General features: G+C 59.4%; 15 protein-coding genes, 1 tRNA gene and 2 pseudogenes. 7 read left to right on the forward strand and 11 right to left on the reverse strand.

Annotated features, from left to right (window positions below; genetic code table 11):
• Positions 1–79 precede the first annotated feature (79 nt).
• Complete coding sequence (locus tag ACR9ZQ_RS24590) at positions 80–706, forward strand: HAD-IA family hydrolase (RefSeq protein ID WP_310379673.1); 627 nt, start codon at positions 80–82, stop codon at positions 704–706.
• On the opposite strand, the gene ACR9ZQ_RS24595 is transcribed toward ACR9ZQ_RS24590, so the two are convergent.
• Positions 688–1,206, reverse strand: coding sequence for a GNAT family N-acetyltransferase (locus ACR9ZQ_RS24595; RefSeq protein ID WP_310379675.1), 519 nt, complete (start codon positions 1,204–1,206; stop codon positions 688–690). The two genes, ACR9ZQ_RS24590 and ACR9ZQ_RS24595, sit on opposite strands and share 19 nt — an antisense overlap.
• Before the next feature lie 29 nt (positions 1,207–1,235).
• Positions 1,236–1,804: pseudogene (locus ACR9ZQ_RS24600) on the reverse strand (helix-turn-helix domain-containing protein).
• A 130-nt stretch (positions 1,805–1,934) separates the two neighbouring features.
• Here ACR9ZQ_RS24600 and tenA point away from each other — a divergent pair.
• Together tenA and lepA are read left to right on the forward strand one after the other, a co-directional pair.
• On the forward strand, positions 1,935–2,633 hold the full coding sequence (gene tenA, locus ACR9ZQ_RS24605) for a thiaminase II (RefSeq protein ID WP_310379679.1): 699 nt from the start codon (positions 1,935–1,937) through the stop codon (positions 2,631–2,633).
• A gap of 76 nt (positions 2,634–2,709) precedes the next feature.
• Positions 2,710–4,542, forward strand: coding sequence for a translation elongation factor 4 (gene lepA, locus ACR9ZQ_RS24610; RefSeq protein ID WP_037100640.1), 1,833 nt, complete (start codon positions 2,710–2,712; stop codon positions 4,540–4,542).
• 67 nt (positions 4,543–4,609) lie between these two features.
• Here lepA and ACR9ZQ_RS24615 read toward each other — a convergent pair whose 3' ends face one another.
• On the reverse strand, positions 4,610–5,659 hold the full coding sequence (locus tag ACR9ZQ_RS24615; RefSeq protein ID WP_310380077.1) for a glycoside hydrolase family 25 protein: 1,050 nt from the start codon (positions 5,657–5,659) through the stop codon (positions 4,610–4,612).
• Positions 5,660–5,844: 185 nt separating this feature from the next.
• On the opposite strand from ACR9ZQ_RS24615, the gene ACR9ZQ_RS24620 reads away from it, so the two are divergent.
• Positions 5,845–6,138, forward strand: coding sequence for an Rdx family protein (locus ACR9ZQ_RS24620; RefSeq protein WP_007813273.1), 294 nt, complete (start codon positions 5,845–5,847; stop codon positions 6,136–6,138).
• Positions 6,139–6,141: 3 nt separating this feature from the next.
• Here the strand turns inward: ACR9ZQ_RS24620 and ACR9ZQ_RS24625 are convergent, their stop codons facing one another.
• A complete protein-coding gene (locus tag ACR9ZQ_RS24625; protein ID WP_310379684.1) occupies positions 6,142–6,549 on the reverse strand; it encodes a BA14K family protein in 408 nt (135 codons plus the stop codon).
• Between the two features lie 169 nt (positions 6,550–6,718).
• Between ACR9ZQ_RS24625 and ACR9ZQ_RS24630 the strand changes: the two genes are divergently transcribed.
• Both ACR9ZQ_RS24630 and ACR9ZQ_RS24635 read left to right on the forward strand, forming a co-directional pair.
• A tRNA-Leu gene (locus ACR9ZQ_RS24630) sits at positions 6,719–6,805 on the forward strand.
• A 167-nt stretch (positions 6,806–6,972) separates the two neighbouring features.
• Positions 6,973–7,125, forward strand: coding sequence for a hypothetical protein (locus ACR9ZQ_RS24635; protein ID WP_162831968.1), 153 nt, complete (start codon positions 6,973–6,975; stop codon positions 7,123–7,125).
• A 21-nt stretch (positions 7,126–7,146) separates the two neighbouring features.
• On the opposite strand, the gene ACR9ZQ_RS24640 is transcribed toward ACR9ZQ_RS24635, so the two are convergent.
• Together ACR9ZQ_RS24640 and ACR9ZQ_RS24645 are read right to left on the reverse strand one after the other, a co-directional pair.
• Entirely contained in the window at positions 7,147–7,575 is a 429-nt protein-coding gene (locus tag ACR9ZQ_RS24640) for a hypothetical protein (RefSeq protein ID WP_481428953.1), read from the reverse strand.
• A gap of 73 nt (positions 7,576–7,648) precedes the next feature.
• Positions 7,649–7,762, reverse strand: a pseudogene (locus ACR9ZQ_RS24645) (transposase); the annotation flags it as partial.
• Between the two features lie 143 nt (positions 7,763–7,905).
• Here ACR9ZQ_RS24645 and ACR9ZQ_RS24650 point away from each other — a divergent pair.
• Positions 7,906–8,922 carry a hypothetical protein gene (locus tag ACR9ZQ_RS24650; protein ID WP_481428954.1) on the forward strand — a complete coding sequence of 339 codons (1,017 nt, stop codon included), beginning with the start codon at positions 7,906–7,908 and terminating at the stop codon, positions 8,920–8,922.
• Here ACR9ZQ_RS24650 and ACR9ZQ_RS24655 read toward each other — a convergent pair.
• From ACR9ZQ_RS24655 to ACR9ZQ_RS24675, 5 genes are all read right to left on the reverse strand, one after another.
• Complete coding sequence (locus tag ACR9ZQ_RS24655) at positions 8,906–9,763, reverse strand: Gfo/Idh/MocA family protein (RefSeq protein ID WP_481429356.1); 858 nt, start codon at positions 9,761–9,763, stop codon at positions 8,906–8,908. The genes ACR9ZQ_RS24650 and ACR9ZQ_RS24655 overlap by 17 nt on opposite strands.
• Before the next feature lie 9 nt (positions 9,764–9,772).
• Positions 9,773–10,858: an NAD-dependent epimerase/dehydratase family protein gene (locus tag ACR9ZQ_RS24660; RefSeq protein ID WP_481428955.1), complete on the reverse strand. Its 1,086-nt coding sequence runs from the start codon at positions 10,856–10,858 to the stop codon at positions 9,773–9,775.
• A 20-nt stretch (positions 10,859–10,878) separates the two neighbouring features.
• A complete protein-coding gene (locus ACR9ZQ_RS24665) occupies positions 10,879–12,069 on the reverse strand; it encodes a class I SAM-dependent methyltransferase (protein ID WP_310380079.1) in 1,191 nt (396 codons plus the stop codon).
• 83 nt (positions 12,070–12,152) lie between these two features.
• Complete coding sequence (locus tag ACR9ZQ_RS24670; RefSeq protein WP_310379695.1) at positions 12,153–12,932, reverse strand: hypothetical protein; 780 nt, start codon at positions 12,930–12,932, stop codon at positions 12,153–12,155.
• Between the two features lie 204 nt (positions 12,933–13,136).
• Positions 13,137–14,081: a GDP-L-fucose synthase family protein gene (locus ACR9ZQ_RS24675; RefSeq protein ID WP_310379698.1), complete on the reverse strand. Its 945-nt coding sequence runs from the start codon at positions 14,079–14,081 to the stop codon at positions 13,137–13,139.
• Position 14,082 lies beyond the last annotated feature (1 nt).

Raw genomic sequence — 14,082 nt, forward strand, 5'->3', positions numbered from 1 at the left:
GCCTTGATCGCCACTGCAGATGACGCCACGTTCAACCCGATTTCAGAATGCGTCCCTTTTCCTCAAGAGATTAAGCCCGATGAAAATCCTGATGGTCGATGTCGATGGCGTGCTGGTTCACGGACGGCCGGCGGATGGTCTGCCGCTCTTCACTTATCTCGAGCGCGACCTAGGTCTGCCTGCGCCGTTGCTTCAACAGGAATTCTTCAAGCCTTACTGGGTCGGCATCGTCACCGGCCAGGAGCCGATCGAACCCCGCCTGACGGAGGTTCTCGGCCGGATCGCACCGCATCTTAACGCCCAGACCTTGCTCGACTACTGGTTCGAAAACGACTCCCGCCTCGACCGGCAGCTGCTCGACGATCTCGCCCGCCTAAAGGACAAGGGCACGCTTCTTTACCTCGCCACTAACCAGGAACACCAGCGCGCGGCTTACCTGCGTGACGTGCTGGGGCTCGGCGCGCTTTTCGACGGCATGTTCTATTCTGCCGCACTTGGCGCGCGAAAGCCTTTCAGCGATTTCTTCCGGCTTGCGACGCAAGACGTTGGCGCTGCCCCTGATGACATCGGCTTCATCGACGATGTCGAGGAGAATATCGTGGCGGCCAAGGATTTCGGCTGGAAGGCTCTGCATTGGACGCCGGCTTCAAGACTGGCCGACGCGATAGACACCTTTACACAACGCGATCAGGCCACGCGCTTGTAAAAGAAGGTGGTGGCGCACAGGCCACCTTCAGGCCAGAGCGCATAATCGGGAATGACGCCGACCCGCTCCCAGCCGAGACGTGGGTAGATGGCTTCAGCATCGCTGCCGGTTGCCGTGTCGAGGACGAGAATCGTCTTGCCGCGACGGGCCGCTTCCCGTTCGGCCATGTCCATCAGCAGGCGCGCCAAACCATGGCCGCGAGCGGAGCGGTGAACAAGCAGCTTCTTCAGATCGCCGCGGTGCGGCTGGTTCGGCATCTGCGAAGCGCCGACCTGGACGGTGCCGATTATTTTGTCATCCATTTCGGCGCCGAAGAGCAGAGTGGCGCCATCGGCCACGGCTTCGGCGACGCCGCGCCAATAGGGTTCAGCATCCGCAGGTGTATAGGGCTGCATGAAACCGACCGAGGCGCCGCCATTGACGCAATCGGCAAGCACGTCGCAGAGGTCGGGAATCGCCGCGTGTGCCTCGGCGGCGGAGAGAAGGCGGATGGTCGGCATGATAGGTCCCCTGTAAATGAGCGTGTGAATTAACGGTCGCCGCGGTCCAGCACGACACAATAGCGTGCCGGCGCGTGACCCGGATTGTGAAAGACATGGCCGTCGCCGACCGGCATGAAGAGACAGTCGCCCGGCTTGAGGCGATGGACGGTCTCGCCGACGGTCATTTCCAACTCACCATCGAAGAGCCAGACGTGCTGTGTCATGCCGCGGCTGGCGGCATGCGGCGGGAAGCTGACCCGTGCGCCAGCCGGAAATTCGACATCAACGATATCGACATCCGAGGCTGTGCCCGGCGGCGAGACGGCGCGGCGCATATAGCCGGTTTCCGGATCGCGCCAGATCTGCTGGTCCTGACGACGCGAGAGCGGCGACGCTTCCTGCCCTTCATCGGCAAAAAACTCTGAAAGCGACAGGCCGAGCGCGGCGCAGACCCTCGCCAACAGCGAGGCCGTTGGGCTCGCTTCTGCGCGCTCGATCCGGGAGATCATCGCGCGGCTCACGCCGGAAGCAGTAGCGAGATCATCCAGTGTCAGCCCCTTTTCGTCCGCAGCGTGCGAATGCGGAGGCCGATTGCCTGCTCGAGTTCCTGTTCCATTATCCGAATCCGAATTTCCACTATAAGAGAAATAGAGGATCCGATGATGGAATCAAGTCCCCGCGAGCCGCCTTGCTTTCACCATCGCGCCGTCGATATATGGCAGCGGCATTCACGAGCGGAGAGCAGCATGGACGGAACCACGCAAGGCACTGAGACGGCGGCAAGCTTCACGACATCCGCCTGGGACCGGATTAAGCCCATCATGGCCGAGATCGAGCGATTGCCGCTGCTGGAACGTCTCTCTGACGGTACGCTGCCGGCGGAGGTTTTCCGCCATTACATCCTGCAGGATGCGATCTACCTGAAGCACTATGCCCGCTGCCTTGCGATCGTCGCGGCCAAGGCGCCCGACAATGCGCAGGTGCTGCGCTTTCTCGGGTCGGCGCAGAAGGCGATCACCGTCGAGCAGGGTCTGCATGCGGGTTTCCTGACGCAGTTCGGGATTTCGAGCGCGGATGTGACGGCGGCAGAGCCCTCGCCCTCGTGCTTTGCCTATACGAATTTCCTGTTGGCGACGGCCTATCACAGCTCCTATGCGGTGGCACTTTCGGCGATCCTGCCCTGCTTCTGGATCTATTGGCATGTCGGGGAAGGCATCAAGAGCAGGCCGGCGATCGAGGGCAATGTGTTCCAGGCCTGGATCAACACCTATGGCGATCCGCAATTTGCAGCCGGCGCGCGCGAAGTGATCGCGCTGACTGACATTGCCGCCCGCGCCGCCTCGCCGGTGGAGCACCAGCAGATGATGGAGGTTTTCGTGCGCGCCTCCCAATATGAATGGATGTTCTGGGATTCGGCCTGGCGGCTGGAGACCTGGCCGGTCTGAGCCACACGCCACAGTCTGCAAAATAGGGTAAACCCCGGTATAATTACCGCTTTGCGGGCGATCTGCGCGCTGCTATATGGCGCGCATGAGCACCAATTCGACGACTCCGCTATCCCATATCCGCAACTTCTCGATCGTGGCCCACATCGACCACGGCAAATCGACGCTTGCTGACCGCCTGATCCAGACGACGGGCGGCCTCGCCGAGCGCGAAATGTCCGAGCAGGTGCTCGACAACATGGATATCGAGCGCGAGCGCGGCATCACCATCAAGGCACAGACCGTGCGCCTGCACTACCAGGCGAATAACGGCGAGAAATACATTCTCAACCTCATCGACACACCCGGCCACGTCGACTTCGCCTATGAAGTCTCTCGTTCGTTGTCGGCCTGCGAGGGTTCGCTGCTTGTCGTCGACGCCTCGCAGGGCGTGGAGGCGCAGACGCTCGCCAACGTCTACCAGGCGATCGACAACAACCATGAGATCGTAACCGTTCTCAACAAGATCGACCTGCCGGCCGCCGAACCCGACCGCATCAAGGAACAGATCGAGGAAGTGATCGGCATCGATGCGTCGGAAGCCGTGCTGATCTCGGCCAAGACCGGCCTCGGCATTCCCGATGTGCTGGAAGCGATCGTCCACAAGCTGCCGGCGCCGAAGAGCCCGGGCGGCGAAAAGGCGCCGCTGAAGGCGCTGCTCGTCGACAGCTGGTACGATACCTATCTCGGCGTCATGGTTCTGGTGCGCGTCATCGACGGTGTGCTGACCAAGGGCCAGACCGTGCGAATGATGGGCACGGATGCGAAATACCAGGTGGAGCGCGTCGGCGTGCTGACACCGAAGATGGTCAATGTCGACAGCCTCGGCCCCGGCGAAATCGGCTTCATCACCGCTTCGATCAAGGAAGTGGCCGATACCCGCGTCGGCGATACAATCACCGAGGACAAGCGGCCGACGGCTGAAGCGCTGCCGGGCTTCAAGCCGGCGCAGCCAGTGGTGTTCTGCGGTCTCTTCCCGGTCGACGCGGCCGATTTCGAGGATCTGCGCGCCGCCATGGGCAAGCTTCGCCTCAACGACGCTTCCTTCTCCTTCGAAATGGAATCGTCTGCTGCCCTCGGCTTCGGTTTCCGTTGCGGCTTCCTTGGCCTTCTGCATCTCGAAATCATCCAGGAACGGCTGGAGCGCGAGTTCGATCTCGACCTCATCGCAACCGCACCGTCCGTCGTCTACAAGATGTACATGACCGACGGCACGGAGCGCGAGCTGCACAACCCGGCCGACATGCCCGATGTCGTCAAGATCTCGGAAATCCACGAACCGTGGATCCGCGCGACGATCCTGACGCCGGACGATTATCTCGGCGGCATCCTGAAGCTCTGTCAGGACCGGCGCGGCATCCAGATCGAGCTCACCTATGTCGGTACGCGCGCGATGCTGACCTACGACCTGCCGCTCAACGAAGTCGTCTTCGATTTCTATGACCGGCTGAAATCAATCTCGAAGGGCTATGCCTCCTTCGACTACACGCTCACCGACCATCGCGAGGGCAACCTCGTGAAGATGTCGATTCTCGTTAACGGCGAGCCGGTCGACGCTCTGTCGATGATGGTGCACCGGACGGCCGCCGAAAAGCGCGGCCGCGACATGTGCGAGAAGCTCAAGGAGCTGATCCCGAAGCACATGTTCAAGATCCCGATCCAAGCCGCGATCGGCGGCAACGTGATTGCCCGCGAGACGATCTCGGCACTGCGCAAGGACGTGACCGCAAAATGCTACGGCGGCGACGCTACCCGCAAGCGCAAGCTGCTCGACAAGCAGAAGGCCGGCAAAAAGCGGATGCGCCAGTTCGGCAAGGTGGAAATCCCGCAGGAAGCATTTATTGCTGCGCTGAAGATGGGCGACGAGTAGGTTAAGCTATCCGGATTCAGCCCAAAATATGAACGAAAGGCTGGCCATCGAGCCAGCCTTTTGCGTCTTAAAGCCCGGCCACCCAGCGGTGCCATTCGTCCTCGCTGCCGCGGAAGACATTGAGGTCGATGCGGCCTTCGACACCATGCGACAGGCCCGAACCGGAATATTGCCAGAAGAGCCATTTGCGGTTCGGATAGACCTTCGAAGGATGCTCGGCGACTGCTCGCAGCCAGAAATGATAGTTCTGGAAGGCGCCTTCGAGATTGTCCGCGTAGAAATCCGGGGCCGTATAGATGATCGGGCGCTTACCGTAATGGCGCTCGATCTTTTCCATGAAGACCTGCATTTTTTCCAGGACACGGGCGCGCGAAAGCTTCACCTTGCAGCTCGATTCGCCGTTCCACTCCACGTCAATGACAGGCGGCAGCGCATCCGGATCACGCGGGACGTTACGGATGAACCAGTCAGCCTGTTCACCGGCCGTGCGGCACCAGTAGAAGAAGTGATAGGCGCCGCGCTTGATGCCGGCTTCCTTGGCGCGCCGCCAATTGGTCTTGAACATCGGGTCCAGATGGTCGCCGCCATCGGTCGCCTTGATGAAGGCGAAGTTGGCGCCGCGGGTCCTCAGTGTCTCCCAATCGATGTCCCCTTGCCAGCGCGAGACGTCGACGCCGTGGACGGCGAGCTTGCGCGGAGAGATCTTGCCGAAGTTGATCGGCTTGGCATCGCGGAAACCGTAGCCATAGACGCGCGAGCGGCCGCGCGTCGGCGGTTCGATGGCAGGTGCTGCCGCCATGGCAAATTCGACGGGGCGTTCGCTCGGAACCGGCATACCCGGCTGCGATGTGGCTGAAGGCGTCACTGCCGAGAAGGCGCGGGACTCCGGCACGGGCGCTTCCCAGGCGAGGCTTGCCTGCGGCATTGCATCGTCCGTTTCAGTTGCAGCGAGTGTTGCCTGCGGCACAGGTGCCGGCGGCGGGGTAACGGAAGCGGTGATTTCCTTCGAAGGCTTCGAAGTGACGCCGGCTGAAAGACTTTCCGGACCGGAAGCCGACGAGCAGCCCGCCAGAGCGAGGCAGGCAACGAGGATCGCTGGGATAGCCGTGGAACGCATGAGCACCGTTACGCAAAACAAGAACCAGGGCGCTTCTGCCATTCTGCGAAGACACCAATCCGGAATAGCTAACGGAAAATTATCAAAAAAGACTGAATCCGAACTTTCGGTCCGCTGATTCGGCAGCGGGCACATTGCAGCGCCTTTTGCGAGCGTCTAGATCCCTCAGATAAAAGGAGATTCCCATGACCGAGAAAGCCCGTGTGACGATCCTCTACTGCACCCAGTGCAACTGGCTGCTACGCGCCGCCTGGATGGCGCAGGAACTGCTGCAGACGTTTACAGACAGCCTTGGCGAGGTGGCGCTCATTCCCGGCACCGGCGGCAATTTCGAAATCCGCGTCAACGGCGATCTGATCTGGGAGCGCAAGCGCGACGGCGGTTTTCCGGGGCCGAAGGAACTCAAGCAGCGCGTGCGGGACATCATCGAGCCCGACCGCGACCTCGGCCATACCGACCGCGCTTCGCTGGAGAGCTGACGCTCAATTATAGGGCGAGTTGCAGGTCTTGTAGATGCCTTCATAGGTCAGGAAGCGATCGGTGCGCGGATTGTAGGACCGGTATTCGTTCCGGCACCATTGCTGATGGCGGGCCTGATTATCTGCCGAAGGCTGCACGCGTGGTGCCTGCGGCGGATCGTAGGTCAGCCGCGGCGGCAATTGTCCGGGCGGCTGGTAATATTTTGGACCGGCGGCATTCGGCGGGCGATAGTTCGGCTGCACGTAGGCTGGGCGATGCCACTGCTGCGGACCGAAGCCGAAGCAGCCACGATAATCGCAGATCGTCGACTGCGTATTGATAGGCCCAAGCGACGGCGAGGCGGCATTGGCCCCGGCCAACGGCACTGCGGCAAGAAAACCGGCAAGAAGAGCGGGGCGAAGGTCGAACATGGCGCGTTCCTTTCCAATATCCCCTTATATAGGGCGGAGAAACAGGCCATGCCATCCACTGAGCCGTGGCGTGCGACCACAGCTTCGTGAAGCTTTTTCACAGGCTGTCAGGAAAACTTTAAAAACCCTGTTGACAGCAAAGAGCGACCCCCGTACATGGCTCTCCGTCGCCCAGATGGCGGAATTGGTAGACGCGCCAGCTTCAGGTGCTGGTACCCGAAAGGGTGTGGAGGTTCGAGTCCTCTTCTGGGCACCATTCCCATTGATCTTTAATGAGATCAAACAGATACAGGTTCTTCCTGTTATCTGTGCCCACCGTTGTGGTGGTCGTTTTCTGCGTCTTTATTCACCGACAATAATTTGATCTCGAGCGACGCTTGGCACTGCCACATAAATGCCGATATGCCGCATTCTGATGGAATCATGCGCATTCAAGTTTACATCATCGCGTTTCTTCTCAGCGCCATCATGTGGGGCGTGACGTTCGATGCTGCGCGCAATGCTTATCGCGCCGCGCATACGGCTGGTTTGATGCCCAATCTGCACATCCAGCATAAGATCGACCGGATTCTTTAAGCGCCTCGATCCTGGCGAACGTCACTGCCGCTCGGCATCGTCACCATTTGCTTCCAACTCACCGACGAGAGCGCTGAAGCAGGTCGCGAACGCCTCTTCCAAAGTCACCTTGTGCGACCAGCCGGGAGGACCATGCGTGTAGGGGTCCATGATCTCCCCTTGATTGTAGGATCTTGCGCCCCAGGAGATGTTCAGTGTTCTGCCGCTTTCCTCTTCGATCACCGCCATAAGCTCCCGGAGCGTAAACTTCCGGCCGGAAACGAGGAAATACTCATCGGTGCGCTCCGCCATATCTGACAAAATGCGCCTGGCCGTAAGCCACATATCCAGTGCCGCATCGACGAGAAGATCGTGTCCCAGCAGGTGGTTAGGTGGCGGGAGGTAGCAAAGCCGATTGCCCGCGCGCTTTTCATAGCGCTGTAGCGGGTAATTGGGTTTGCGGGCGGCCATCAGTGTTTTCCGATAGGGTCGTGTTGTTGAAGACCAACCTGACGGAAAGACCACCGATGACCAATGGCATGATGAACGTACGGTCGCTGATGCCATGCTTGCGACACAGCTCCTTGGCTCCCATCCCGGCCTGGTGTTCTTTCAGGATAACTATGATTTGCTCTTCGCTGAATCGGCTCTTTCGCATTGTTTGTCTCCTCGTTCGAGGAACAGGCTAACGTCAACCGCGGACTTTTTCAGGGGAGCGGGTCAAAGCCCACCCCCTTGGAGAGAAGGGCGTCCCGCTGGCCGGACTAGTTCACCAACAATTTAGGAAGATTTAACCATAAATTGATAAAAAAATTTCAAGATAAACTAGAGCGAAACAAACCTGACATGACATCCGCAAGCGAGCAGATTGAACAGTTGAACGTGCAGAAGGAAATCCGCCGAAAGGCCTTTTCTGAAGGCATGAAACTGCGCCCGCAAACCCGGGTTCGGTTGAGCGAGGGGATTTTTAGCAAGGCCGAGAAGACCGACCAGATCTCGTTGGTGAACCTGAAGGCCATCGAACAGTTCGAGCCCGACACTATCTACATACTGAACAACAATGATATCGCTCAGGCTGGGCAGAAATACGTGGGCATGTTTGTCAACGAGCCGCGTGCCCATGTCTGCATCTGGGATTTCGACAATCATCATGACGTTGCGGCGTCCCTGAATTTTGCGGCTCTGTCCGACTTTTACGTGCCGTGCCATCCGCACCACAATGAGACTTACGCGCAGGTGACCAAGGCGATGGGAAGCCCCGTGAGTGCAGCGGTCATCCAGTGGTCACGCGCCTATCTGAGCGAACATCGCGATCGCCTCCTGGCCGCCACGCGTGATCCGGAACCCCTTGGGCGGCATATCCTCTATCCGCAATTCCCCGAGCGCAATGCGATGCTCCAGAGGCTGAACACGCATTTCAAACACGTCGGTCCGGTGGGGCGGACATATCATGACCGCACAGAGTTGGACCGGTTGGACGAATGGGCGGCCCATATGAGCCACTGGATCATCCCGACCCGCGGCGATCTGCCGATCCGTGTCTTTGATGCGCTGATCACCGGTGGGGTACCGATCCTTCCGGCCAGCCTGAGAGACCTTCCAGCCCTGGCTTCTTTGCAGGAGCATCTGTTCTACTTCGAGCCGAGAGATGTGGAGGCCCCGCAGGCCGTTGTGGAGGCGGCAAATGCACATTTCCGCAGGCAGGGCGAGGCCGGTGTGCTCGCGCGTCACGAGGCGGCCATGGCAGCCGGCCATTTGGACACGCGCGTTCAGGAAATCCTCGCGCAAATCTACAGACACCTCAATCGGGCCAATTGATCGCGACCGGGGCGCCCTCTGCTGCTACGGAGCGTTCAATGGCATCCAGGCTGCGCAGCACGTCCTCTGCCGCGTCAAGCGGAGAGGGGTTGTCGCGCACGCCACGGATCAAATCGACAAAGGCGCGCAGTTCGCGGGTTAGAGGAAGCTCTGGATCATAGGTAAGGGCGACACTGTTTCCGTCGCGGATGAGCGTGACTTTCTGCGCGGCTTTGTCATCAAAGATGAGGCGTCCCTTGGTGCCCGCGGCCGTGATCCGAAAGGCTGGATCAGGCGATAGCCAGCTGGCCTCAAGGTCGAAAGGTCGCCCTTCGTAGGACAATTGCGCAGCCACGCGAAGCGAGCGCGCTCCGCCTTCAAGCGACCGGGCCGTGGCGCGCTCTGCCGGAGTGCCGAAGATCTGTACTGCCAGCGAGAGCGGATGTGGCAACCAATCCCAGATCACCGACGTATCGTCGCGCGGTTTGCCATTGGCGCAGAGCGCAGTTGCCGATTGGATCGGGCCGATCTCCGGCAAGGCCGCACAAAAGGCCTCTGCGGCCGGGTTGAACCGGTGCAGGTGGCCCGCAAAGACGTGGCCGCGCGCTTCACCAGCCGCCGCCTTGAGGCGCAAGAAGTCCTCAAGGTTTGTGGCCAGAGGTTTTTCAATAAAGCACGGCACCCCCGCCTCTACGAAGGGGATGGCCGAGGACACGTGGTCTCTGCTCCTGTTGGCGATGATGACGCCGTCAACAGAAGCGCCGGGGCCGGTCAGCGGCACCCAGCGCACTTCGGGCAGGCTGTCCAGGGTGGCCCCAATGATGCGCGCCCAGGCACCCCGCCCGATGAGACCCAGTGTCACCAAGTATGGTTATCCGACCTTTTTGAGCACCGCTTCGGGCTCGAAATCGATATAGCTCTGCTGATGGCGAGCCCATTCGATGAAGCGCGCCAGACCGTCTTCGACATCCACCTCGGAGGTATAGCCAAAGGTTTCCCGCGCCTTGCTGATATCCGGGCAGCGGCGGTTGGGTTCTCCCGCCGGATAGGTGTCCGGATAGTCGATGCGGGTGAAGGAGGCGCCCGGCAGCAGCTTGGGATACATCTCCGCCAGCTTGACCATCGAGATTTCGTTGTCCGGGTTGCCGATGTTGTAGGCCTCGCCACGCTTGCCCGCGAGCAGCGTCATCAGGAAGCCGTAGATGGCGTCGGTGATGTAGCAGAAGGTGCGCGTTTGCAGGCCGGTGCCATGGACCGGGATCGTACGGCCATTGAGCGCCTGATAGGTGAACATCGGGATCACGCGGCGGTCGTTGTGGCCCATGCCGGGACCAAAGACGTTGAACGGGCGCACGATTTTTGTCGGCACGCCGTGGTGCTCGTTAAAGATCGAGCAGAGCGTCTCGCCCAGGCGTTTGGATTCGTCGTAGCAGGCGCGCGGCCCAACGGTCGAAACGTTGCCGTGGTAGTCTTCCTTGATCGGCACCGCGCGCGGGTCAGGATCGCCGTAGATCTCGGAGGAACTGAAGAACAGGAAGCCCTCGAGGTTCTTGTTGCGTGAAGCCAGATCCAAGAGGTTGCGGGTGCCATGCACCGCGCTCTCGATGGTCTCGAGCGGATAGCGCATATAGAAAACGGGTGAGGCGATGCCCGCAGCTTGGATGATGAAGTCGATATCTTCGCGCACGGGCAGCGGATGGGTCACATCGGCCCAGACCTGCATGATGTTGGGATCGCGCACGATGCTTTCATCGAGGTTCTTGGTGCCGGTGATGTAGTTATCCACCGAGATGACCGAGCAGGGCTTGTCCAGCACATCGTTATTCAGCTTCTGAAACACCTTGAGGAAGTGCTTCCCAAGGAAACCCGCACCCCCTGCCAGCAGGACAGTCTTTCCGGAAAACCGATGGGCATCAGCACCGAGGCGCTCGACAATACGTTGAATTTCTTTCGACATTTCTTTCCCCATTCCAGTGATCAGGAAGCTTTGAGCTCAACAAGCGGAATTGGCATGTAGTAGTCATACGCATTGCCAGTCTTTTTCCGAATGTCATCGATGTATTCGTAGGCGAAGACCACCAGCACTTCGGGCTGATAGGTCTCAAGTTCAGAGGCAGCCACAACCGGAATATGCGCGCCGGGCGAGGTGCGCCCCTGTTTCAGCGGGCTGTCATCAATCGTGAACGGCAGCAGTTCGCTGTCGATGCCACCAAAGTTGGTGATGGTCGAAAGCCGGGCAGGCGCGCCGTAGCCTGCCACCTTGATGCCCTCTTCCCGCCAGCGTTTCAGGCCAGCGACCAGCTTGTCGGTCAGATCGCGGCAGCGCTGGCCAAAATCTGTCAGTGCCACAGTGTTCAGCACCTTCAGCTCGGTCGCAATTAGCTCCTCCAACTCCGGGGCCTCGGTGCCGGCCGCGTCGCGCATCAATGTGAACCGAAGGGAGCCGCCGTGCTGGGCCACAGGCTCAACCCCGGTGATCACCATGCCGTGCTTGCCGAACAGCTCCTTCATCGACGAGATCGAGTAGTAGAAGATCCGGTCGAGGTAGAATCGCTCGAACTGCACCTGGCTGATCATGTTAAGGATATACTCGACTTCGATCACCAGCTTGCCGTCTTTGGCCAGCAGGATGTCCGCTGCGCGGATGAACTGAGCTGGTGCGTCGAGATGCGTGAAGACGCTGCTAGCGACGATCACATCCGCCGGGCCGTGGCTGTCCAGCACCTGCCGTGCCGAGGTTTCCTCGAAGAAGGCGCAGAGCGTTTCCAGCCCCTCGTCATTGGCGAGCTTGGAGACATTGACCGAAGGTTCGACCCCCAGTGCCCGAACTCCGAGACCTTTGAGTGGACGCAGCAACACGCCATCGTTGGAGCCCACATCGACGACGAATTTCGCCTCCTTCAGCTCCTCGGCGAGGGCTTCAAAATGGCGGACCAGGCCCCCATTGACCGAACTCAGGTAATAATAATCCTCGAACATGAGGGATCGCGGGACCATCTCGCCAAGTTGAACATTCTTGCAGGTCTCGCAAAAGAACACCTCGAGCGGGAAGAACTTCTCCTCCTGAAAATCACTCGGCTTTGGATATTTGTTCGCGAGGGGCTGGCGCCCCAAATCCAGAAACTTGTTCAAAATCTGCCCATGACACAGAGAACAACACTTTGACATTGGGAATCCTTGATCATTGGCTTTGTTAAACCACACCGAAGTCTTCAGCTTGAGGCGTAGAACGACAAAATGTTTCTAGAGATTTAAGCTTGTGGGAGGCTTTCGAGCGCCCCATCCAACTCTCGCAATATTTGCGCCTCGCTCGGAACACTCTGGGACAGAGATCCGCGCAGCCAGGAACGGTCATTGAGATAGTTGGCCATGAAGCCCTGCTTCGTGATTGCGAAGCTTGCCGGCGACAGGATGGCTTTCGTGGCAAGAAGGAAGCGATACAGGCCCATGAATACGTTCGCCCAATCCTCCTGGGCGCCGTCGCTGGTCATATCCGCGGCGAAGTAATTCAAGGGATAGTCGAAGAACATCGCCCTGTTCTTCTCGAGCGCCAGCAGGAAAGGCACGGCATAGAGATGCAGCGTGTTTCGGAAGGCAGCAAGCTTCCCGAGATTTTCGATGATGAAGCTGCTCCGGTACAGAAGGCCGACATGTCGGGGAACGTGGCCGAGGAAGTGCCTGCGAAACGCTTCCGGCTCGTCCATCAGCTTGGGATTGGTATAGAATGGCGGCGACAGCGTATATGTCAGCTCGGTCGCGAGCATGTCTGCCGATCTGTATTCGCAATGATTGAACAGAACGACATCGTGCTGCTGCCTGGCAGCGAGTTCCAGCAGATCGAGCGGATTCACCTGACCGCAGCTGAAAACGTCGCCATCGCCTATGCTGAAGATGAAGTCGTAGTTCCGAGCATGGTCGGCGTAAAAGTGAAACAGGTTGTCGTCGAAGCCGGACCCCTTGTTGGTTACATAGAGATCACAAAGCGGCTCGAGAATGTGTCTGGCGGCGTTGTCGAGTTCGGAGTCCGTCACCGCTGTCTCGAAGACGGCGGAGCCGGTATATTTGCTTCGCAGATCCATGATTTGGGAAAGCAGGCGTACCAGCTGGATATCGCGCCTATACGTTGTTATCAGGAGGCATATTTTCATGGTGTTAAGCTTTCCCGGGTGTTGTCCTAGTCAACTCGACTGGTTCTTTTGGTCCAGGCCTGCGTCAGTTCGCTGGTTCCGCACCACTCAATTGTCGCGCGTATTCAGGAAACTTTGATAGGTTTGCTTGAGACCGGTCATCAGCGGACGGGCATTGTTCCAGCCGAGTTCACGCAGACGGCGAAGATCGGCAAGTTTACGCGGCATCCCATCCGGCCGCGTGGTGTCGAAAGTGAGCGAACCATCGAAGCCGATCGTCTTGCTCACGAGGCGGGCAAGCTCGGCAATCGACAATTCCTCACCTGAACCGATATTGATCGGCACCGGACCGGAATAATTGCGCAGCAGGAAGATGACGGCCTCGGCAAGATCATCCACGTGCAGGAATTCCCGCAACGGAGTACCGCTGCCCCAGATCGTCAGGGATTGCGCACCATTCACCTTGGCCTCATGGGCCTTGCGGATCAGGGCTGGCAGCACATGGCTTGTTTCCAGGTCGTAATTGTCGCCGGGACCGTAGAGATTGGTGGGCTGAGCCGATATGAAATCGCGTCCCTGCTCCTGGCGATAAGCCTGGCAAAGCTTGATGCCGGCAATCTTGGCAATGGCATACCACTCGTTGGTCTTTTCGAGCGGACCGGTCAGCAGCGCTTCCTCGCGGATCGGCTGTTCGGCGTCTCGCGGATAGATGCAGGTGGAGCCGAGCAGCAGAAGCTTGCTCACGTCGGCGCGCGCGGCTGCTTCGATGATGTTGGCCTCAATCATGAGGTTGTCATAGAGAAAGGCGACCGGCGAGGCGCTGTTGGCGGCAATGCCGCCCACCCGTGCTGCCGCCACGATGACGACATCCGGCTTGTTGTCCATCACCCAACGCCGCGTCGCGGCCTGATCGGTGAGATCGACCTCACTGCGAGGTGCGGTCAGCACCTCGCAACTCAGCTGCGAGAGCACCCGGACCAGGGCCGAGCCGGCCATGCCGCGATGACCGGCGACCCAGATCCGTTTTCCCTCAATCTGAAAAACAGGGTTCATC

The organism is Rhizobium sp. KNZ14-9A (assembly GCF_056755015.1).

Excerpts from the sequence above, each read along its gene's own strand:
- ACR9ZQ_RS24620 (WP_007813273.1), top strand. The coding sequence starts at position 5,845 with ATGACCGAGAAAGCCCGTGTGACGATCCTCTACTGCACCCAGTGCAAC.
- ACR9ZQ_RS24625 (WP_310379684.1), bottom strand. The coding sequence starts at position 6,549 with ATGTTCGACCTTCGCCCCGCTCTTCTTGCCGGTTTTCTTGCCGCAGTG.
- tenA (WP_310379679.1), top strand. The coding sequence starts at position 1,935 with ATGGACGGAACCACGCAAGGCACTGAGACGGCGGCAAGCTTCACGACA.
- ACR9ZQ_RS24660 (WP_481428955.1), bottom strand. The coding sequence starts at position 10,858 with ATGTCGAAAGAAATTCAACGTATTGTCGAGCGCCTCGGTGCTGATGCC.
- ACR9ZQ_RS24615 (WP_310380077.1), bottom strand. The coding sequence starts at position 5,659 with ATGCGTTCCACGGCTATCCCAGCGATCCTCGTTGCCTGCCTCGCTCTG.
- ACR9ZQ_RS24590 (WP_310379673.1), top strand. The coding sequence starts at position 80 with ATGAAAATCCTGATGGTCGATGTCGATGGCGTGCTGGTTCACGGACGG.
- ACR9ZQ_RS24665 (WP_310380079.1), bottom strand. The coding sequence starts at position 12,069 with ATGTCAAAGTGTTGTTCTCTGTGTCATGGGCAGATTTTGAACAAGTTT.
- lepA (WP_037100640.1), top strand. The coding sequence starts at position 2,710 with ATGGCGCGCATGAGCACCAATTCGACGACTCCGCTATCCCATATCCGC.
- ACR9ZQ_RS24640 (WP_481428953.1), bottom strand. The coding sequence starts at position 7,575 with ATGGCCGCCCGCAAACCCAATTACCCGCTACAGCGCTATGAAAAGCGC.
- ACR9ZQ_RS24635 (WP_162831968.1), top strand. The coding sequence starts at position 6,973 with ATGCGCATTCAAGTTTACATCATCGCGTTTCTTCTCAGCGCCATCATG.
- ACR9ZQ_RS24595 (WP_310379675.1), bottom strand. The coding sequence starts at position 1,206 with ATGCCGACCATCCGCCTTCTCTCCGCCGCCGAGGCACACGCGGCGATT.
- ACR9ZQ_RS24675 (WP_310379698.1), bottom strand. The coding sequence starts at position 14,081 with ATGAACCCTGTTTTTCAGATTGAGGGAAAACGGATCTGGGTCGCCGGT.